Genomic DNA, 19,424 nt, shown 5'->3' with positions numbered 1-19,424 from the left:
ATTCCTGCCTGTTACGCGGGCATGCGGTGAGTCCAGACGTCGATGGGTTCGGCACGAATCCAGCGCGTGGCCGCCCACTTCGCGCCCTGGCGAACGGGTGCGCCAGCATGGCTGCTGCGGGGATCGGGCGAACCGTCTGCGAAGGTATTGCGGAAGGCGACCATGTCGCCGCCGCCGCCCGCTACGGAAAGGCCCTGCCGGGGAAAACGCGTCTCACCGCCGAGGTAGCCGGTGTTGAGATAGACCAGAGCGGTGGCGATCCTCTGGTTAGGCTCGTTGGGCAGGGTGTCCATGTGCTCGCGGTATTGCTGCCCCGGCGCGTAGTGAAGCACGCTGAGCGGCTCGCCCTGCTCGACGCGGGTGTCGGTGGCGGCGGCGATCCGTCGCAGAATGGCCTGCAGGGGCAGGGATTCGCGCGTGGGGCCGACGACTGCAGCCGAGGATGTGCGGATGGGGTGTGCTATTGGCCGACCGGTGCGCGGATCTGCCACCGTCGACGGGGCGAGCAGGTCGCGCGCGGCCATGGCGATGTGGGCGCACTCGGCAGGCGTGAAAAGGCCGCGCCAGCGCCGGACCTGGCAGTCCTCATCGAGAACTTCCGGATCGCCGAGGACGGAGGGGTAGCCCTGCGCGTCGAGGCTCATCTGTTCCAACAGGGCAAGATCATCCGCAGCCGTGCCGCCGTAACGATCCGCGGCCGCCTTGAGATATTCCACGGCGCTGGCCCAGTCTGCGGGCGCGCCGGTGCCGTTGGCGGTCAGCGCCACTTCCATCAGGGCCCCGTCTTCATGTCCGGCAAGCGTTGCCGCGCGCAACAAACGCCGGGCTTCGGGAAGGTCGCGCGCAAGCGGGCTGCCGATCAGCCGCCATTGTCCGAGCAGCGCCAAGGCGTCGGCATCGCCGCGAGCCGCGGCATCCTCGGCAATCGCGACGGCGTCGGCATTATCGTCGTTCTCAAGGGCGGCGAGGGCTCGGTCGCTGGCTAGGGTCATGGAAAGTCTCTTGGCCTGACATGTCTTCAAAGAAAAGGGGCGGCGGGATGACCCGCCGCCCCCTCGAAGGCTTGTGATCGCTACGATCAGAACTTGGCGGTGATGCCCGCGTAGAAATAGCGACCCATGTTCGGGTAAACGCCCGAACCTTCGCCGACGCCGGTCAGACCGTACGGCGGCATCTTGTTGAAGACGTTATCCACGCCGAGGTAGAACGTGTAATCCTTGCCGATTTCCGTTTCGAGGCGGATGTCGTGGTAGAACACGTCCGGGTACTTCTTGATCGGGGCGTAGTCCGCATTCTGCGGCGGGTTGCCATTGACCGAGTTGTAGTCCTCGTAAGCGTTCAGATACATGGCATCCAGCCAGCGCAGACCGTAGCTGAACTTCACCGGACCAGTCTGGAACGTCGCATTCAGGTTCACCGCATCCGACGGGTAGCTGAGCTCGTCGAGATAGGTGTCCTTGTAGGTCGGATCGGTCGGGTCGGTGAAGGTGTCGTTCTGGAAGTAGTGCGTCCAGTAGGCCGACAGCGTCAGGCGACCGAAGTCGAACCGGTGATCGTAGCTGGTTTCCACGTTGATGCCGCGAACCTTCATCTTCGCGTAGTTCAGCGAGCTTTGCAGCAGCGAACCTTCGAGGATCTGGTACGGCTGTTCGCCGTTGGGACCACCGTTTGCACCGGCGCGCTGGAACAGCCCGCAGTACGGGTTGTCGAGCGAAGCCGAGTCATAGCACAGGTCCGCAATGGTCTGCGCGTCAACCGAAGCGATCACGTTGTTGACGGTGATGTCCCAGTAATCGACCGAGATCGACAGGCCGGGGACCCAGCGGGGCTGGATGACGGCACCCACGGTGTACGAATCCGACGTTTCCTCACGCAGGTTGACGTTGCCGCCGCTGAGGATTTCGAGCGAGCTCGAATAGGCGTAGTCGTACGAGCTGGGGATACCAGCTGCGGCGCAGTTGGCGGGGCGGTTGGTCGTGCCGGTGGCGATATTACGGGCCGAGCACGGGTCGGTGAAGTTCGGCGCGTAGTTCTGGCCGACGGCCGAGTACAGTTCGCTCAGGTTAGGTGCGCGAATTGCACGGGCATAGGTGCCGCGGAACTTGAGGTCGCGGACCGGGCTCCAGATCGCTTCGGCGCCGTAGGTGGTGACGGTGCCGGTCGCGCCCTTGTAGTCCGAGATACGGCCGCTGCCGCGCACGCTCAGATCTTCGAAGAACGGACGGTCCTTGAGGATCGGAAGCGCGATTTCCGCGTAAGCTTCCTTCACTTCGAAAGCGGGCGAGTCGAAGGACGGAATGGCGTTGTAGAACGCGTAACCTTCCTGCGTCAGGTCATCGAGGTTGTACTTCAGCGTCTCGCGACGGTATTCGCCGCCGATCGAGAAGGCCACCGGGCCGCCCGGCAGGTTGAAGAACTCGCTGGAGTCACCCGAAATGAAGCCCACGGCGTCGAACTGGGTGATCTTGCCGGTCGCCACGCTCTTGGTCAGGATGTAATCCTTGGCCGCCTGGCTGACGGAACCCTGACCGAAGGGGTTGAGCGGAACGCAGGCAGCGATATCGCCGGCGAGACGCGGATCGGTGGAAGCGTCGCCGCCAGTGATGTACGAGAACGCGGCCGAGGGATCGACCTTCGAACGGCAGACGATGTTGCCGTTGGCGTCCGTCGTCGTGTCAAGCGCCAGCAGGTAACGCTGAACGTTGACGTTGCCGGTGATGACGTTGCGTTCCTTGTGCTCGCCATAGTTGGCGGACAGTTCGTAGTGCCAGTCATCGTTGAAATCGCCCTTGACGCCGCCGACGATGCGGAAGGTCTCGCGCTTGATCTGCTCGTCGCGCATGCCGAAGTCGGTCCAGTTGCGGCGAAGGTTGAACTGGAACGAGCCATCGGCAATCGCGGCCCGCTGTGCGGCGAGTGCGGCGGACGAGAGCGCAGCACCGGTGTTCACGTTAACCGTCGAAGCCATGAACGCATCGGTCAGCGTCTGACGCGCGTCGTCGCTCAGATACGGGTTGTCGAGGCGAACCCGCTCACGCGAGTCGCCCAACGTGGTGCCTTGCGAGAAGAACGGACCGCTCTGCGAACCGCGGGCGTCCGTGCGGCTGTACTTGGCCTCGAAAAACGGCACCAGCGCGGGGCTGACTTCGTAATGGCCAGCCAGGTTGACGGTGTAGCGCTGCAGGTCGGGAGAAAGCGCGACCAGCTGGCCTTCGCGGCTGTTCGTGCCGTTGCCGCCCTGGAAGCTGCCGTTAGGACCGATGCCGATGCGTTCGCCGGTCTGCGCCACCAGCGAGCCGTCGCGCTGGAACAGGTAGTTGCAGGTGAAGGCCCGGCCGTTGGTGCCGGTGCCGCAGGGGGCCGCGGTCGGGTTCACATAGGCTGCGACCTGGCCGCCCAGCGAGATGGTGGCCGAGTGGATGTCGTTATAGAACGTACGATCGGGGATGCCGTTAGACCCGTTGACCGAACCGGCCGGATCCACGTCGGTGATGACGAAGTTCTGGTTGCGGCGCAGGCCGGGACGGTCGGACGCGTAGAAGTCGTCCGAGTGCGAATACTCGGCCGCCAGGGTGATGTTGCCGCGACCTTCGGCGAAGTTCTTGCCGGCCACGAAAGAGACGAACTGCTTGCCAGCGTCGCCGTACGTGGAGATGCCGGTCTGAGCGCGGGCGCGAATGCCGTCGAAGTCTTCCTTCATGACGAAGTTCACGACGCCGGCGATCGCATCGGAACCGTAGACGCCAGAGGCGCCGCCGGTCAGAATGTCGACGCGTTCGATGAGGTCGGCAGGAATCGTGTTGACGTCGACCGACACGCCATTGACGAGAACGTCGCTGCCGACGTGGCGGCGGCCGTTCACCAGAACCAGCGTGCGCTGCGTGCCCAGACCATAGAGGTCGAGCAGGTTAAGGCCGCGCGTACCGAGGAAGCGGGTCGAGTTTGCCTGGCTGAAGTTGCTGCGCAGCATGGGCAGTTCGTTCAGCTGGTCGCCCACCGAAAGGTTGCCGGAGCTGAAGATCTGCTCGCCGGTGAGGACGGCAACGGGGTTGGCCGATTCGAGGTTCGGCGACGAAATGCGCGAACCGGTGACCACGATGGCCTCGCCGGCTTCGGCGTCGCTTGCGGTGTCGGCAGGCGCTTCTTGCGCGTAGGCCTGGGTCGAGCACAGGACGGCAAACGCCGTCAGGCTCGTGGCGCCCCGCAGGGCGCCCTTCATGAGCGTCGATTTCAAGTGTGTGTCCCTTGTTTGCGACCCGCCTCCCGCAGCGTGACCAAACAGGGAGGGGGTGGATGTAGCTGACAGGCATCGGAAAATGCCCGCCGCCATGGGACGATGTCTTGCCTCAGCCAACGGGCCGTTCAACCCGTATTCCTACCTGAACGGATAATGAATTTTGCTTTGTGGCGTTTATGTAACAGATTTATTGCACAGATTTTTCAGGATTAACAGAGCTTGCGTGCGGAAGTCGCAACGATGCGTCGAATATAGCACGAGGCATGGGTTAAAATTCCACGCGCCAAGTCCTTTTGGTAATTATCGTGCAGTTTCCAAAGGGCCGGCCGAAGTGTGAATTATTGCACACGCCGCATCTTAAGCGCTGTCTGTCCGCGAACCGAAACGAAATAGGTGCCGAGTACCCCGCGGGTAATGCGAGCTTCGTTGCCTGGCTTGGGGGACAGGACGAAATCGTTGGTGTCGTTCTGCTCCCACGTGCTGTTGTCGGCGAAAGTGATCACCCAGCCGTTGGGGTTGCGGCGCGCGCTTTGCACCGTGGTGGTCACTTCCTTGATCTCGTTGGCATCCTCCTCGCTGCCGCCGAAGCCCATCAGCTTGGCTACCGGGGCGGCGAATCCGAACAGGCCGCGCTTGGCCTGCTGCACGGCCTGTTTGTCGGCAACGACGATCTCCTTCTTGCGTGCTGCGTCGTCCAGCGCAGAGGCCTGGCGATCGAAGCAGGAAAGACGTTCGGTGTTGTCGGTGATCGTGCGGCAATCGAGAAGGCGCTGGAACAGTTCCGGCTGTGCCGGGGATTCCGCCTCCTTGCGTGCGGCCGTGGCGGCAATGGGGGTGAGCAGGGCAATGGCGATAATCGTCTTCAGACTCGTGCTGATCGTCCTGCGCATCGTGTGTCCTTTTTATGTCGGCTGCATCCGGCCAGCCGCGAGACGGGCGTAGCAAGGCCCGGCGGGCTTTCGCAAGCTTGGGCCATATCCGCGTAATGGATCGGCTGCGCGAGAGTCCTGTCGCGCAATAAAAGGGCGAACTTTAAGGGCGTGTTTCTTGCAATGTTGCGACAATGCCACGACCGATCGGTTGGTTTTGATGGCTGCGACGCGCGGCTGCCCGTCGCAGCAAATCTGTAATGTTGCGCATATGCCACAAGGTAACGGTAATGTTGCGCCGCAAGAGGCAAGGCTCTTTGCGATAGCCCAGCTTTGCGCAATGAAACGGCATCTTCCGGGGTTGCGAAATATCGTTGCTCGGATTTTGCACTGCCGGGGAATTCAAGGCGCATGGGTCACGCCGCGCCTTATGAAAGGGACACACCAGTGAAAAAATCCACTCTTACCGCGCTGAAGGCAGGCGCAGCACCCGTGGTGCTGGGCTTCGCTCTGGTCAGCAGCGCTGCCTATGCGCAGGACGCCGCTGCACCCGCAGATGCCGCGCCTGCCGATGCCGGCACGCCGATCGTCGTCACCGGTTCGCGCATCGCGTCGCCGAACCAGACCTCGATCGCACCGATCACCACCGTCACCTCGCAGGACATCAAGCTGCAGGGTACGATCCGCACCGAAGACCTGCTGAACTCGCTGCCGCAGGTTGTCGCCGGCCAGAGCTCGGGCCTCGCCAACGGCGCGACCGGTACCGCCACGGTCGACCTTCGCGGTCTTGGGCCGTCGCGCACCCTCGTGCTGATCAACGGCCGCCGTCTGATGACGGGGGATCCGAACAGCACCTCGTCGGCTGCCGACCTTAACTTCATCCCCGCCGCGCTGGTGAAGCGCATCGACGTGCTGACCGGCGGTGCTTCGGCCACCTACGGTGCGGACGCCGTTGCCGGTGTCGTCAACTTCCAGATGGACACCGAGTTCGAAGGCTTCCGTATCGACGCCAACTACGGCCTCTATACGCACAGCAACGGCAACGAGTTCGCCCAGAGCATTCTCGACAAGCGTGCCGGCAACCTCGACTACACCTACCCGACCGGCACCAATGCCGACGGTGGTCAGTATGACGTCACTGCCGCGTTCGGCACCAGCTTCGACGACGGCCGTGGCCACGCCACTGCCTATGTCGGCTATCGCCGTGCCAGCGCCGTGACGCAGCGCAAGCGCGATTACTCGTCGTGCTCGATCGGCGTGAATCGCGCCGGCGTGTTCAGCTGCGGCGGTTCGGCCACGGCCAACCCGGGCAACGTGCTCTACTACGATCCCTCGAACACCTCGTCGTCGACCATCGGCGCGCTGGGTGCGGGCACGATCACGCAGGGTGCGCAGAACATCTATAACTTCGCGCCGCTGAACTACTATCAGCGTCCGGACGAGCGCTACACCGCGGGCGTCTTCACGGACTACGAAATCAGCGAAGCGATCCATCCGTACATGGAATTCATGTTCATGGATGACCGCACCGTTGCGCAGATCGCCCCTTCGGGCGACTTCGGCAACACGCTGACCATCAACTGCGATAACCCTCTGATGTCGGCTGCTCAAAAGGCAGAACTCTGCCAGTCGAGCAACCTGATCAGCGGTTTCATCGGCAACTTCCCCGTTGCTTCCGGCGCTCCGTTCAACCCGACCCCGGGTGCGGCTCCGATCAGCTACATCGATCCCACCACTGGCGCGACCTACAACAGGGCGTTCATGCAGCTGCTGCAGCGTAACGTCCAGGGCGGCGCTCGCCAGAGCGATCTCCAGCACACCGCGTTCCGCACCGTCATCGGTTCGCGCGGTGAACTGGGCAAGGCCTGGTCGTACGACGCCTACTACCAGTATGGCCGTACCAACTACACGCAGGTCTACTCGAACGAGTTCTCGGCCTCGCGTCTGGCCAATGCGCTTGACGTGGTGCAGGGCCCCAACGGACCGGTCTGCCGCGTTGCGCTGTCCGATCCGGCGTCGCGTTGCGCCCCGTACGACATCTTCAGCGGGAACGTTTCGCAGGCCGCGATCGATTACCTGTCGGCCACCGGCTTCATGAAGGGCCAGACCTCGCAGCAGGTCGCCAGCGCCACCTTCACCGGCATGCTGGGCGAATACGGCATCCAGTCGCCGCTCGCTTCGGATGGCGTGAACGTTGCTCTCGGCGCTGAATATCGCCGTGACTCGCTGGAACTGAACACCGACGAAGCCTTCACCACGGGCGACCTCACCGGCCAGGGCGCTCCCACGCTCTCGACTGCGGGTAGCTACAAGGTCAGCGAACTGTTCGGCGAAATCGACGTTCCGATCGTTCAGGACGGCTTCATCCAGAGCCTGTCGTTCAATGGCGGCTACCGCTATTCGCACTACAGCATCTCGAACGGCCGTACCTTCAACACCAGCACCTACAAGCTGGGTGTGGAACTCGCTCCGATCTCGGACATCCGCCTGCGTGCCGGTTACAACCGCGCCGTTCGCGTTCCGAACATCCAGGAACTGTTCGCACCGCAGATCGTCGCGCTTGACGGCACGACCGATCCTTGCGCCGGCCAGGACACCCTTTCGGCCGCTTGCGCCGCACAGGGCCTCACCGGTGGTACCTCGCTCAACCCGGCTGGCCAGTACAACGGCCTGATCGGCGGCAACCCCGATCTGAACCCGGAAAAGTCGACCACCAAGACCATCGGTGTGGTGCTTGCTCCGCACTGGATCCCGGGTCTGACCGGCAGCGTCGACTGGTTCGACATCAAGGTGAAGGACGCCATCCAGCGTTACGGCGCCGATGCGATCCTGGCTGCTTGCGGCGTCTCGGGCGGTACGGCTGATGCTTGCGATCTCATCCATCGCAACCCCGCCGGTTCGCTGTGGCTCAGCTCCGACGGCTACGTGGAAGACATCTACCACAACGTTGGTAGCGTGAAGACCCGCGGCATGGAGTTCAACGGCAACTACACCACCGAAATCGGTAACGCTGGCCGTCTGACCCTGAACATGGTCGGCACCTGGCTGAACCACTACACGGTCGATAACGGTCTGACCGAAGTGTACAACTGCGCCGGTTACTATGGCCCGACTTGCGGCACCCCGCTGCCCAAGTGGCGCCATAAGGCCCGCGTGTCGTTCAACACGGCCAGCGGTATCGGCGTGTCGTTCCAGTGGCGTCACCTGTCGTCGGTCACCACCGAGTTCGCCAACCCGTCGAGCACTCTGCAGGACTCGCGTCCGCAGCAGCAGAACGATCTCGACACCAAGATCAAGTCGCAGGACTACTTCGACCTGACTCTGACGGCGGCTCTGGGCGATCACCTGACCTGGCGCCTGGGTGCGACCAACCTGTTCGACAAGGACCCGCCGCTGGTCACCTCGACCGGTTGCGCCAGCGTGGTCTGCAACGGCAACACCTACCCGGGTACCTACGACGCTCTGGGTCGTTATGTGTTCACCGGCATCACCATGAACTTCTAATCGTTCCCTTGAACGTTTAGTCTTCGGCGGCGGTCTTCCCTGGGAGGGCCGCCGCCTTTGTATCCGGCCTCCACGCAATTCGCGGTAATGGCCCAGAATTTTCGGACCCCGCGCATGACCGACACCGCCACGCCCTCCGATGAGCTTCGCCGGATCGCCGGGCTCGCGCGCATGGGGCGGCTCGATGAAGCTGCTTTGGCGGTTGCCGCTGCGGTAGCGGAAAGCCCGGCGGACCCCACACTGGCAGCGCTGGGCGGCGCGGTGGAGTTTCACCGTGGCCAATTCGCGCGCGCCGTGCCTTATCTTGAAACCGCCCATGCCATGCGTCCGCAGGATCTGGTGGTGCGCACCAATCTTGCCGAGAGCCTTTGGCGGACAGGCCGCAATGACGAAGCCCTGGCGCTGTGCGACGAAGGTTCCGCGCGCGCCGATCCCAGCTTGCGGCTGGCCGGGCTGGGCGCCCATCTGGCGCAGGAAGCCGGTGACTTTTCGCTGGCCATCCGCCTCTACCGGATCGTGCTCGCCAAGCGGGCGGATGACTGGTCCTTACTCAACAACCTTGGCAATGCGCTTTCGCAGGAAGGCGAACATGCAGAGGCGGTGGAGGTACTTCAGCGCGCGATGAAGCTGGCGCCGGACTCGCCGCCGATCCGCGTGAACCTTGGCACTGCACTGCTGCACGCCGAGTGGACTGACGAGGGCGTGCAGGTCCTGCGCGATGCTGCGCGGGATTTTCCGGACGACCATGTGCCGATGCTGACCCTTGCGACCTTCTATCGCGATACCGGCATGGATGCTTTGCAATACGAAGCGATCGCCGAGGCTGCGCGCCGGGCGCCGGGAGATGCAGGCATTCTTTCCGATTACGGACAGGAGGCCGCGCGCCGAAACGACTTCGCGATTGCGGAGCGCCAGTTCGAGGCCGCGCTGGTCATCGATCCGGCGCTAGGGCCTTCGCTGGTTGGCCTTGCCGCGGTCTATGAACGCAGCAATCGCGAGGCGGAACTGGAACCCTTGCGCGAACGGGCCATCGCCAGTGGCGCCGATGCCCAGACTCTGGCGTTCATCGATGCCTTGCGCTTCAAGCGGATGGAGCAGTTCGATGAGGCGTTCGCCGCGCTGGAGCAGGCGGGCGAGGTGGTGGTCGCCCACCGTCTGCACCAGTTGCGGGGCATCATGCTCGATCGCATGGAACACTATGACGAGGCGTTCGCGGAATTTACCGCGATGAATGCCAGCCAGTTGGACGAACCCTCGCAGCCGGCGGAACGCGCCGCACAGTTCCGAGACGCCATCGCGCGTGCGAAGGCGCAAGTGACGGTGCCGTGGGTGGCCGGCTGGACCGCTGCTCCGGCTGGCGAACGCCCCGCTCCCATCATCCTGCTGGGCTTTCCGCGTTCGGGCACGACGCTGCTCGACACCATGTTGATGACCGCGCCCGACACGCTGGTGCTGGAGGAAGAGCCGCTCTTCGATCAGCTCGAGACCGAACTGGGCGGCATCGAGGCGCTGGCGAGGCTGGACGCCGAAACGATCGCAGCGGCCCGCGCACGTTATTTCGATCGGGTTGCGGCACTGGGCACGCTCGGCCCCGATACCACGGTAATCGACAAGCACCCGATGCATCTCAACAAGGTGCCGGTGATCCGCCGCCTGTTCCCCGATGCGAAGTTCGTGCTGGCACTGCGCCACCCGTGTGACGTCATTCTCAGCTGCTTCATCACCAACTTCCGTCCGAACAATGCGATGAGCAATTTCCTCGATCTGGAAACGGCCGCCGCGTTCTACGACCTGAGCTTCTCCAATTGGGAGCAGGCGCGCGCGGTGTTCGATCTGCCGGTGCGCACGGTCGTCTACGAACGGTTGGTGGCCGATCAGGCCCGTGAACTGGAACCGCTGTTCGATTGGCTGGGCCTGCCCTGGCAGGGTGAGGATTTCGATCACCGCGAGGCCGCCCGGTCGCGCGGCGTCGTACGAACGGCTAGCTATGCACAAGTGACCGAAGCGGTCTACACGCGCGCGGCCGGTCGCTGGCGGCGCTATGAGCGCCATCTTGCACCCATTTTCGCAACGCTGAAGCCCTGGGTGGAGGGCTTTGGATATTCGCTCGATGACGATCGGGTGCCGCCATGGTCGGAACCGTCCGGTTCCGTCGTGCCTTAGAGTTGATTGGACCCGGGGGGGTAATGAATTCAGGCCTTTCGCAACCAGAAACGCAACTTGCGGAAATCGATCGACTTGTCGCTGCGGGGCGTTTGCCCGATGCGGCGGATGCACTTGAAAGGCTGCTGACCGGGAATGCGGGGGCATTTGCCGGTGCGCAGGCCTTGGCGCAATGGCTGAAGCTGGCCGCGCTGCGCCGCGCCCTGCGCCAGCCGCGCCGCGCGCTGGACGCGGTGCACCGCGCGCTGGAACTGGCACCGCTGGACGTCATGGCGCTGGTCATGCGCGCCGGTTTGCTGGAACGGCTGGAGGATCCCGGCGCCGGTGAGGCGTGGGGGCAGGCGATCGCGCAGAAGCCCGATGGCGCATTGCCGGCGCCGCTTGCTGCCGCCTTCACGGCGGGCGAGGCGTTTCATGCCGTCTGGCAGTCAGAGCGGGAAAAGCGTCTGGCCGAAGCCAGCGAGGCGGCGCTGTCTCAAGCCGAACCCGGCGCGAAAACCACTGCCGAAGCGGTCGATCAGAATGGCGACGACATGGCGTGGAAGCTGGCGCGGTTCCGCGACAATATCCTGCACAAGACGCGCGTCTATCACTCGACCCCCACGCATTTCCATTATCCCGGACTGGTCGAGCGCGAGTTCCATCCGCGCCATACGATGCCCTGGCTGGCCGATGTGGAGGCGGGTTTCGACGCGATCCGCGCGGAAATGCTGGCGCTGATCCAGTCCGAACGGGCCGAGCTGGAACCTTACGTGCAGTACGAGGATCGCCAGTCGCTGGATCAGTGGCGCACGCTGAACCACAATGCCGACTGGAGCGCGATCCACCTGCTGCGCCATGGCAAAGTGGTGGACCGCAATGCCGCGCAGGCCCCGCGCACGATGGAGATTCTGTCGCGCCTGCCGCAGCCGCAGGTTCCCGGCGCGTCTCCCAATGCGATGTTCTCACTGCTGGCGCCGCGCACGGCGATCCCGGCCCACGTCGGCGTCGACAATACGCGGCTGGTGTGCCACCTCCCGCTGGTGGTGCCGCCGGGCTGCTGGTTCCGCGTGGGCGCCGAAACCCGCGAATGGCGCGAGGGGGAGGCTTTTGTCTTCGACGATACCATCGAGCATGAGGCGATGAACCCCAGCGATGTGCTGCGCGTGGTGCTGATCTTCGACGTCTGGCATCCCGGCCTTTCCCAGCCCGAACGCGATGCGGTGGCGGCGACCATCGCTTCCGAAGGGCGGGGCTGACCGGCGATGCGGCCCGTCGCGGCAGAAAGGGACGATCCCGAACAGTTGGCCGCGCTTGCCGGACAGGCGCTGGCGGATGGCACCGAGGAGGCGGCCGAGGCGCGACTGACCCGCTATCTGGACCGTCATCCGGCCGATCCCGCGCTTTTGCACTGGGCGGCGATGTTGCGCCGCGCATTGGATCGGCGCGACGGGGCGATTTCGGCGCTGGAACACGCGCTTCGCCTTTCGCCTGACAATGGCGGCATTGCCCATGCCCTGGCGCATGTCCGGCTGGAGGCAGGGCTTCCCGCGTCGGCTGCGTTTGGGCAGGCGATCCGGTTGGCTCCGGCCAAGGCCGAGATTCGGCTGGGTCTGGCATCGGCCCGCCATGCCGAAGGAGAGGGCGCGCGCGGGCTGGCCGAGATGGAGGCGATGCTCACCGCCAATCCGGGCTGGATGGAAGGGCACCGGCAATTCGCGCAGCTGGCCACGCATCTGGGCCAAAGCGCTCGGGCGCTGGCGACGATAGAGGCCGCGCTTTCCCGTTTTCCGGACAGTGAAACGCTGCGCGGATTGGCGGTGGATCTGCTGCTGGCGGCCGAGCGCTTCGCCCCGGCACTGGCAGTGGCGGACCGCGCGCTGGCGCGAAATGGCCCCTCCGCCCGGTTTCAACTGGCGCGCGCGGCGGCGCTGGACGATCTGGGCCGGATTGATGAGGCGGCGGCGCAGTTTGCCGCACTGGGCGCTCCGGCGGATCAGGGGCACGCGGTCTGGCTGGTTCGCCATCTGCTGCGGGCAGGGCGCCATGCCGATGCGAGAGAGACCATCGAGCCCTGGCTGACGGCACCGGGGGCGGAGGGCATGTGGCCCTATGCCGCGCTGGCATGGCGGTTGACGGGCGATCCGCGTTCGGAGTGGTTGGATGGACAGACGGGGCTGACCCGCGTCGTCGATCTCGATCCGCAGGAGATGGGCCTTGCCGATTTGCGGGCTTTCCTGGGCGGGCTGCATGGCCGTTCGGGTCGGTTCCTCGATCAATCCGTGCGCGGCGGTTCGCAGACCGACGGGGCGCTGCTGTCACGGATCGAGCCGGAAGTGGTGCGCCTGCGCACGCTGCTTCGCCGTGAGGTAACGCGTTACATCGCCGATCTGCCGCCGCCGGATGCGGCGCATCCCTTGCTGTCTCATGCCCGTCCGGCGCGGCCGCGCTTTGCGGGCAGCTGGTCGGTCCGGCTGGCGGGGGCGGGGTTTCATACGCCGCATCACCATCCGCAGGGCTGGATCAGTTCGGCGCTCTATATCTCGGTGCCTGAAGGGCTGGCGGACGGGCAGGGGCACCTTGACCTCGGCGGCGCACCGGCATCGCTGGGAATCGAATTGGCTCCGCGGCTTACGGTTACGCCGCGCCCCGCACGGTTGGTGCTGTTCCCGTCGTGGATGTGGCACGGCACCCGCCCGTTCCCGTCCGGCGAGCGCATGTCGGTGGCATTCGATGTCGCCCCACCGCCCCGCGCGTGATGATCTTGGGCACTTGAACGGCGCCGCAACGCAGCATAGTTTCGTTTCATTGAGAAAGCGGCGCGATGCCTGCGGGGCGCGCGCCCGGGAGATTACAATGTTGAAGCGTACCCCTGTTCTGATTGCCGCCTTCCTTTTGACTGCGACACCGGCCTTCGCTGCGGGCCAGACCACTGCGCCAGCTGCCCCGGCCGCCGCCGATGCGGCCAATGGCGCTGCCGCTGCCGCGAACCCCACCGCCGGTCAGGCTGCCGTCCAGCCGGCCTCGCAAGTGGCGCCGATCGAAAAGAAGGATCCCATCGTCTGCCAGCGCCAACAGGAAATCGGCTCGCTGCTGCACGCGAAGAAGGTCTGCATGCCCAAGAGCCAGTGGGATGCCCAGCGCCAGATCAACCGCGAGAATATCGAACGTTCGCAGATCCAGCGCGGGCTTGACCCGGTTCAGTGACGTCCTGCCTCCGGCGGCCAACGTCGCCGGGGCGGGTTTTCGCGCTGAGTGTTGACCTGTCCACGAAGGCCGCTTAACCGGCCGATTAAATTGTCGTGCAACCTTCCCGTGCAGGCGAAGGACGGGCGGCTTCGTGGAACGGGAGAATTCGATGATTCTGGACAGCAGCACGGCCGCCGTAGTCACCGGCGCAGCCTCCGGCCTTGGCGCGGCTACGGCCCGCGCACTGGCGGCCAAGGGCGTCAAGGTGGCGATCTTCGATCTGAACGAGGAAGCGGGCGAAGCGATCGCGGCAGAGATCGGCGGCGTGTTCTGCAAGGTGGACGTGACCAACGACGCCAGCGTCGATGCCGGTTTCTCCAAGGCCCGTGCCGCGCACGGCCAGGAACGCGTGCTGGTCAACTGCGCCGGTATCGCGCCCGCGTCCAAGACCGTGGGCAAGAACCGCGAGACGGGCGAGCCGCGCGCGCATGACATGGCCGTGTTCGAAAAGGTGATCGCGATCAATCTGGTCGGTACCTTCCGCTGCATCAGCAAGTCCGCCGCAGGCATGGTCACGCTCGATCCCGTCGACGAGTTCGGTGCGCGCGGGGCGATCGTCAACACCGCTTCCGTCGCCGCGCAGGACGGGCAGATCGGTCAGGCCGCCTATGGCGCATCGAAGGGCGGCGTGCTGGCGATGACCCTGCCGGTTGCCCGCGACCTGATGAGCGAAGGCATCCGCGTCAACACCATCCTGCCGGGCATTTTCGAAACCCCGATGATGGCCGCGATGCCGCAGCAGGTGCAGGATGCGCTGGCGGCGATGGTGCCGTTCCCCAAGCGTCTGGGCAAGGCCGAGGAATACGCCAAGCTGGCGCTGTTCATGGTCGAGCACGACTACCTCAATGGCGAAAGCGTCCGTCTGGACGGCGCGATCCGCATGGGGCCGAAGTAAGCGAGGGCCCGGTCAGATGGCCCAGAATAGCTCCAACAGCGAAGATACCGCGCCGCCACCGGGCGCGCGGGCGCACCTGCTGGATACGGCAAGCGCGATCATGCGCGACGGTGATGTGATCGACATCTCGCTGTCGGAGCTTTCCTTGCGGTCTGGCCTCAATTCGGCGCTGGTGAAGTACTATTTCGGCAACAAGGCCGGGCTGCTGAAGGCGCTGCTGGACCGGGACTGGCAGGCCATCGTTACCAGCGTGGATGCGCTGCTGGCGAAAGATGGCTGGTCGCCGGAGGCCAAGCTGCGCCGTCACCTCTGGAAGGTGGTCGATACCTTCTACGAAGTGCCTTACCTCAACCGCCTGACGATGCGCATGGTCCGCGAAAGCGACGATGCCGAGGCGCGCCGCATTGCCGACAGCTACCTCTCGCCGATCTACCGGGCCTATGAGGAACTGATCGGCAACGGCGTCGACGCCGGGGTCTTTCGCGAGATCGACCCGCAGCTGTTCTACTTCACGGTGACGGGGGCGGTAGACCGGTTCTTTTCGGCCAGGCTGGTTCTCAAGCATTGTTTCGGTCAGGACACATTGACCGAGGAACTGCGCGACCGCTATCGCGAGCATACCATAGACATCATCATGGCAGGTATCCTTGCGCGCTGAAAAAGGCAGTTTCTGGCACATCGGGGTGATCGGCGGATCGGGCCTGACTGCCGGGATCGAACTGGAAGAAGCACAGGAGATCGCGGTCTCCAGCCCCTTCGGAGAGCCTTCGGGCCCGGTCGTGACCGGGCGGTTGGAAGGCATCCGCTTCACCTTCATCGCCCGCCACGGGGCAGGGCACGCAATCCCGCCTTCCGCCGTGAACTACCGTGCCAATATCGACGTGCTGGCCCGCTGCGGCGTCACCGATGTGCTGGCATTGTCTGCCATCGGTTCGCTGCGGGAGGCGATGGCGCCGGGGCACATGGTGATGGTGGATCAGTTCATCGACCGCACCCATGACCGGAGCGGCAGCTTTTTCGGCACCGGCATGGTGGCGCATGTCTCGCTGGCCGATCCGGTCTGTCCGCGCCTTTCCGCGCTGGCGGGGGAGGCGGCGAAGCTGGCCGGGGCCACGGTGCATCCGGCCGGGTGCTACCTTGCCATGGAAGGCCCGCAGTTCTCCACCCGCGCCGAAAGCCGCATGTATCAGGCATGGGGCGCGGACGTGATCGGCATGACCGGCATGCCCGAGGCACGCCTCGCGCGCGAGGCGGAGCTGCCTTACGCGATGCTGGGCATGGTCACCGACTATGACGCATGGCGCGAGGACGAGGCCGGCGTCGAGGTCAGCCACGTGCTGGAAGTGATGCACGCCAATGCCCGGATCGCCCGCCAGACGCTGCGCCTGCTGGCCGCCACGCTGCCGGCGGAGCGCACGCACAGCCCGATCGACCATGCGCTGGATCACGCGCTGATCACCGCGCCCGATGCGCGCGATGGCGGGCTGCTGGCAAGGTTGGATGCAGTGGCGGGCAGGGTGCTCGCGCCGCAAGGGTGATTCGGCGGTGGCGAAGCGGAAGAAACGCTATCTGACGGCGACGATGCCCGATGGTTATGTGAAGACCATCGGGCCCACGGCCGATCCGTTCACCCATTACTGGCGCATCGTGGCCGAGCTGGAAAACGGCAAGACCGAAGTGTTCTGGGGCCACGAACGTTCGCTGGCCGAGGCGAAGCGCAAGCGCGCGGCCACGGAAGAGGCCAAGCGTATGCGCGGCTGGAAAAGCTATCAGTTCGAGATCGTGGAACTGGTTGAAATTCCGGTCTGAACTATCTGATTTTTTGAAGAAGTCCGCATCGGCGGAAAGGAAATGGTGGAGCCTAGCGGGATCGAACCGCTGACCTCCTGCATGCCATGCAGGCGCTCTCCCAGCTGAGCTAAGGCCCCAATCATTTCAGCAGATCGAGCCTGGGAAGGTCGATCCGTGCCCCTGCTTGCGCCGGGGAGGAGCGCCCTTTGGCGGGACTTTGCCGGGCTGGCAAGACAAAAATGAAGTTATCGACAGGCGGATGATGGAAAGGCGTCTTGGTGAAGCCGTGCCCTGAGCGGGAAGGAGGTGCTCACCCTGCCCATTGCGCGGGATTTCCCCGATGGGCGGAGGCGCGCGGGCGTGGTGTTGCAAGGGTTCCACGCGAAGGAGCCGCGCCATGGCCAACGATCACCGCAATGCCGAAACGCCGGACATTCTGCCTCGCCCGGATTTCCATTTTCAGGGCGAAGTGGGGCGGACCTACAAGGATTCGGACCCCGCCACCTTCCCCCAGCCGGTGCAGCCGCCCAAGGGCGCGCCCAATATCGTGCTGATTCTGCTGGATGATGTCGGCTTCGGGCAGTTCAGCACTTTCGGCGGCGGCGTGCCTTCGCCGACTATGGACCGGCTGGCGGCGGAAGGGCTGCGCTACAACTATTTCCACACGACGGCGCTGTGCAGCCCGACTCGCGCGGCGCTGATCACCGGGCGCAATCATCATTCGACCGGATTCGCCGGGATCACCGAACTGGCGACCGGCTATGACGGATATTGCTGTATCCTGCCGCGCAATTGCGGCACGGTGGGCGAAGTGCTGCGCCAGAACGGCTACATGACCGCGTGGATCGGCAAGAACCACAACACGCCCACCTGGGAAACCAGCGCGGCGGGGCCGTTCGACCGCTGGGCCAATGGTTTGGGCTTCGACTATTTCTACGGCTTCAACGCCGGCGACATGAACCACTGGAACCCGATTCTCTACGAGAACAAGAATCTCGTCCCCGCATCGGAGGATCCGGACTATCACCTGACCGAGGATCTGGCGGACCGTGCCATCACCTGGGTGCGGCAGGTGAAGAGCATCGCGCCGGACAAGCCCTATTTCCTCTACGTCGCGCCCGGCGCCACCCATGCCCCGCATCAGGCCCCGAAGGAATGGATCGATCAGTTCAAGGGCAAGTTCGACCAGGGCTGGGATGCCTACCGCGAACAGACCATCGAACGGCAGAAGAAGCTGGGTGTGGTGCCCGCCGATACCGAACTGACCGTGCGCTCCAAGGGCCTGCCCGCGTGGGATGACCTAAACGCCGATCAGAAGCGGCTCTATGCGCGGATGATGGAAGTCTTCGCGGGATATGGCGCGCAAGTCGATGCGGCGATGGGCAGGGTGGTCGATGCCGTGAAGGCGCTGCCGGACGCGGACAACACCATCATCATCTACATCGCCGGCGACAACGGATCGAGCGCGGAGGGCGGCCTTGAAGGATCGCTGTGCGAGAACATGTTCTTCAACGGCTTTCCCGAGAAGTGGGAAGACAACATCAAGGCCATCGACGAACTGGGCGGGCCGAAGCACTTCAACCACTTCCCGTCCTCTTGGGCCCACGCGATGAACACGCCGTTCCAGTGGACCAAGCAGGTGGCCAGCCACTTCGGCGGCACCCGCAATCCGATGATCATCTCCTGGCCGGACGGGATCAAGGACAAGGGCGCACTGCGCGATCAGTTCATCCATGTGATCGACATCGTACCGACGCTCTACGAGGTTTGCGGCGTGAAGGCCCCCAGCGTGCTGAACGGTATCCAGCAGAAGCCGGTGGAAGGCGTCAGCTTCGCAGCGACCTTCGATGACGCGGACGTGGCCAGCAAGCGCAAGACGCAGTACTTCGAACTGGGCGTCAATCGCGGGCTTTATCATGAAGGCTGGATGGCCTCTGCGCCGTCTTTCGTGCCGTGGCAGCCGGTCCGGTCCGAAGACTGGGATCCGGACCAGCAGGTATGGGAACTCTACAAGCTGGATGAGGACTTCTCACAGGCGAACGACTTGGCCGCCCAGCATCCCGACAAGCTGCGCGAACTGCAGGACATGTGGTGGGTGGAGGCGGCCAAGTACAGCGTCCTCCCGTTGGACTGGCGCGCGACGATCCGCATGAATGCCGAAGCGATGGGCCGGCCCAGCTTGGTCGGCGGGCGGACAAAGGCGGTCTATTACGAAGGGCAGGTTGCCTTGCCCGATGCCGCTTGCCTGCCGATGCTCAACAAGAGCTGGACGATCACCGCGGAGATCGACGTGCCCGATGGCAAGGCGGAAGGCATGATCGTCACCCACGGCGGGCTGGAGGGCGGCTATGGCCTCTACTTGCGGGAGGGCAAGCCGGTGTTCGTCTATAACTTCCTCTCGGTCGACCGGCCGACATTCGTGGCGGAAACGGCCTTGCCGAAGGGCAAGACGACGCTGGTGGTCGATTTCAAGTACGACGGTGGCGGCATGGGCAAGGGCGGCACGATCACCCTTTCCGCCAATGGCGCGCAGATCGCCGGAGGGCGGCTGGAGAAGACGGTGCCGATCCAGTTCTCGCTGGGGGAAGGGCTGGATATCGGCCTGGATACCGGATCGCCGATCGACTTCACTTACAAGATGCCGTTCAAGTTCACCGGCAAGGTGGAGCGGGTGGAGATCGAGGTGAAGCCCGGGCAATAGGATCTGCAGGCAAAAGGGGTGGCACGGTCATGATGC

Annotated in this window: 13 protein-coding genes and 1 tRNA gene; 10 read left to right on the top strand and 4 right to left on the bottom strand. The window is 64.4% G+C overall.

The window, feature by feature from the left end; all coding sequences use genetic code 11:
• Positions 1-11: 11 nt before the first annotated feature.
• The 3 genes from ACZ1JV_RS21495 to ACZ1JV_RS21485 form a co-directional block, all read right to left on the bottom strand.
• Positions 12-992, bottom strand: a complete 981-nt coding sequence (locus tag ACZ1JV_RS21495; RefSeq protein WP_465150440.1) for a 2OG-Fe(II) oxygenase — start codon at positions 990-992, stop codon at positions 12-14.
• A gap of 86 nt (positions 993-1,078) precedes the next feature.
• A complete protein-coding gene (locus tag ACZ1JV_RS21490; RefSeq protein ID WP_465150439.1) occupies positions 1,079-4,234 on the bottom strand; it encodes a TonB-dependent receptor domain-containing protein in 3,156 nt (1,051 codons plus the stop codon).
• A 341-nt stretch (positions 4,235-4,575) separates the two neighbouring features.
• Entirely contained in the window at positions 4,576-5,127 is a 552-nt protein-coding gene (locus ACZ1JV_RS21485) for a hypothetical protein (RefSeq protein WP_465135770.1), read from the bottom strand.
• A 426-nt stretch (positions 5,128-5,553) separates the two neighbouring features.
• Here ACZ1JV_RS21485 and ACZ1JV_RS21480 point away from each other — a divergent pair, with 426 nt between their 5' ends.
• The 9 genes from ACZ1JV_RS21480 (at position 5,554) to ACZ1JV_RS21440 (ending at position 16,705) form a co-directional block, all read left to right on the top strand.
• The gene (locus ACZ1JV_RS21480; RefSeq protein WP_465150438.1) at positions 5,554-8,610 is read left to right on the top strand and encodes a TonB-dependent receptor domain-containing protein; all 3,057 of its coding nucleotides are present in this window, start codon (positions 5,554-5,556) and stop codon (positions 8,608-8,610) included.
• A gap of 114 nt (positions 8,611-8,724) precedes the next feature.
• Positions 8,725-10,773 (top strand): tetratricopeptide repeat-containing sulfotransferase family protein, encoded by a 2,049-nt coding sequence (locus tag ACZ1JV_RS21475; protein ID WP_465150437.1) that lies wholly within the window; start codon positions 8,725-8,727, stop codon positions 10,771-10,773.
• Positions 10,774-10,796: 23 nt separating this feature from the next.
• Positions 10,797-12,011, top strand: a complete 1,215-nt coding sequence (locus ACZ1JV_RS21470; protein ID WP_465150436.1) for an aspartyl/asparaginyl beta-hydroxylase domain-containing protein — start codon at positions 10,797-10,799, stop codon at positions 12,009-12,011.
• A 6-nt stretch (positions 12,012-12,017) separates the two neighbouring features.
• Positions 12,018-13,511 (top strand): 2OG-Fe(II) oxygenase family protein, encoded by a 1,494-nt coding sequence (locus tag ACZ1JV_RS21465; RefSeq protein WP_465150435.1) that lies wholly within the window; start codon positions 12,018-12,020, stop codon positions 13,509-13,511.
• A 97-nt stretch (positions 13,512-13,608) separates the two neighbouring features.
• Positions 13,609-13,959 (top strand): hypothetical protein, encoded by a 351-nt coding sequence (locus tag ACZ1JV_RS21460; RefSeq protein WP_465135765.1) that lies wholly within the window; start codon positions 13,609-13,611, stop codon positions 13,957-13,959.
• Positions 13,960-14,110: 151 nt separating this feature from the next.
• A complete protein-coding gene (locus tag ACZ1JV_RS21455; RefSeq protein ID WP_465150434.1) occupies positions 14,111-14,896 on the top strand; it encodes an SDR family oxidoreductase in 786 nt (261 codons plus the stop codon).
• Positions 14,897-14,912: 16 nt separating this feature from the next.
• Positions 14,913-15,554, top strand: coding sequence for a TetR family transcriptional regulator (locus ACZ1JV_RS21450; RefSeq protein WP_465150433.1), 642 nt, complete (start codon positions 14,913-14,915; stop codon positions 15,552-15,554).
• Positions 15,544-16,434, top strand: a complete 891-nt coding sequence (gene mtnP / locus ACZ1JV_RS21445) for an S-methyl-5'-thioadenosine phosphorylase (RefSeq protein WP_465150432.1) — start codon at positions 15,544-15,546, stop codon at positions 16,432-16,434. The genes ACZ1JV_RS21450 and mtnP overlap by 11 nt, the downstream gene beginning before the upstream one ends.
• Before the next feature lie 43 nt (positions 16,435-16,477).
• On the top strand, positions 16,478-16,705 hold the full coding sequence (locus ACZ1JV_RS21440; RefSeq protein ID WP_465152623.1) for a hypothetical protein: 228 nt from the start codon (positions 16,478-16,480) through the stop codon (positions 16,703-16,705).
• A 43-nt stretch (positions 16,706-16,748) separates the two neighbouring features.
• Here the strand turns inward: ACZ1JV_RS21440 and ACZ1JV_RS21435 are convergent.
• Positions 16,749-16,824, bottom strand: a tRNA-Ala gene (locus ACZ1JV_RS21435).
• A gap of 260 nt (positions 16,825-17,084) precedes the next feature.
• Here ACZ1JV_RS21435 and ACZ1JV_RS21430 point away from each other — a divergent pair.
• Positions 17,085-19,388 carry an arylsulfatase gene (locus ACZ1JV_RS21430; protein WP_465150431.1) on the top strand — a complete coding sequence of 768 codons (2,304 nt, stop codon included), beginning with the start codon at positions 17,085-17,087 and terminating at the stop codon, positions 19,386-19,388.
• Positions 19,389-19,424: the final 36 nt, after the last annotated feature.

It is taken from the genome of Novosphingobium sp. BL-S-19 (genome assembly GCF_055521675.1).
The sequence above is the reverse complement of the archived record's forward strand: the minus strand, read 5'-3'. Positions and strand labels throughout refer to the sequence as shown.

Coding starts and splice junctions, on each gene's coding strand:
- ACZ1JV_RS21495 (WP_465150440.1), bottom strand. CDS start 992: ATGACCCTAGCCAGCGACCGAGCCCTCGCCGCCCTTGAGAACGACGAT.
- ACZ1JV_RS21485 (WP_465135770.1), bottom strand. CDS start 5,127: ATGCGCAGGACGATCAGCACGAGTCTGAAGACGATTATCGCCATTGCC.
- ACZ1JV_RS21475 (WP_465150437.1), top strand. CDS start 8,725: ATGACCGACACCGCCACGCCCTCCGATGAGCTTCGCCGGATCGCCGGG.
- ACZ1JV_RS21470 (WP_465150436.1), top strand. CDS start 10,797: ATGAATTCAGGCCTTTCGCAACCAGAAACGCAACTTGCGGAAATCGAT.
- ACZ1JV_RS21465 (WP_465150435.1), top strand. CDS start 12,018: ATGCGGCCCGTCGCGGCAGAAAGGGACGATCCCGAACAGTTGGCCGCG.
- ACZ1JV_RS21460 (WP_465135765.1), top strand. CDS start 13,609: ATGTTGAAGCGTACCCCTGTTCTGATTGCCGCCTTCCTTTTGACTGCG.
- ACZ1JV_RS21455 (WP_465150434.1), top strand. CDS start 14,111: ATGATTCTGGACAGCAGCACGGCCGCCGTAGTCACCGGCGCAGCCTCC.
- ACZ1JV_RS21450 (WP_465150433.1), top strand. CDS start 14,913: ATGGCCCAGAATAGCTCCAACAGCGAAGATACCGCGCCGCCACCGGGC.
- ACZ1JV_RS21440 (WP_465152623.1), top strand. CDS start 16,478: ATGCCCGATGGTTATGTGAAGACCATCGGGCCCACGGCCGATCCGTTC.
- ACZ1JV_RS21430 (WP_465150431.1), top strand. CDS start 17,085: ATGGCCAACGATCACCGCAATGCCGAAACGCCGGACATTCTGCCTCGC.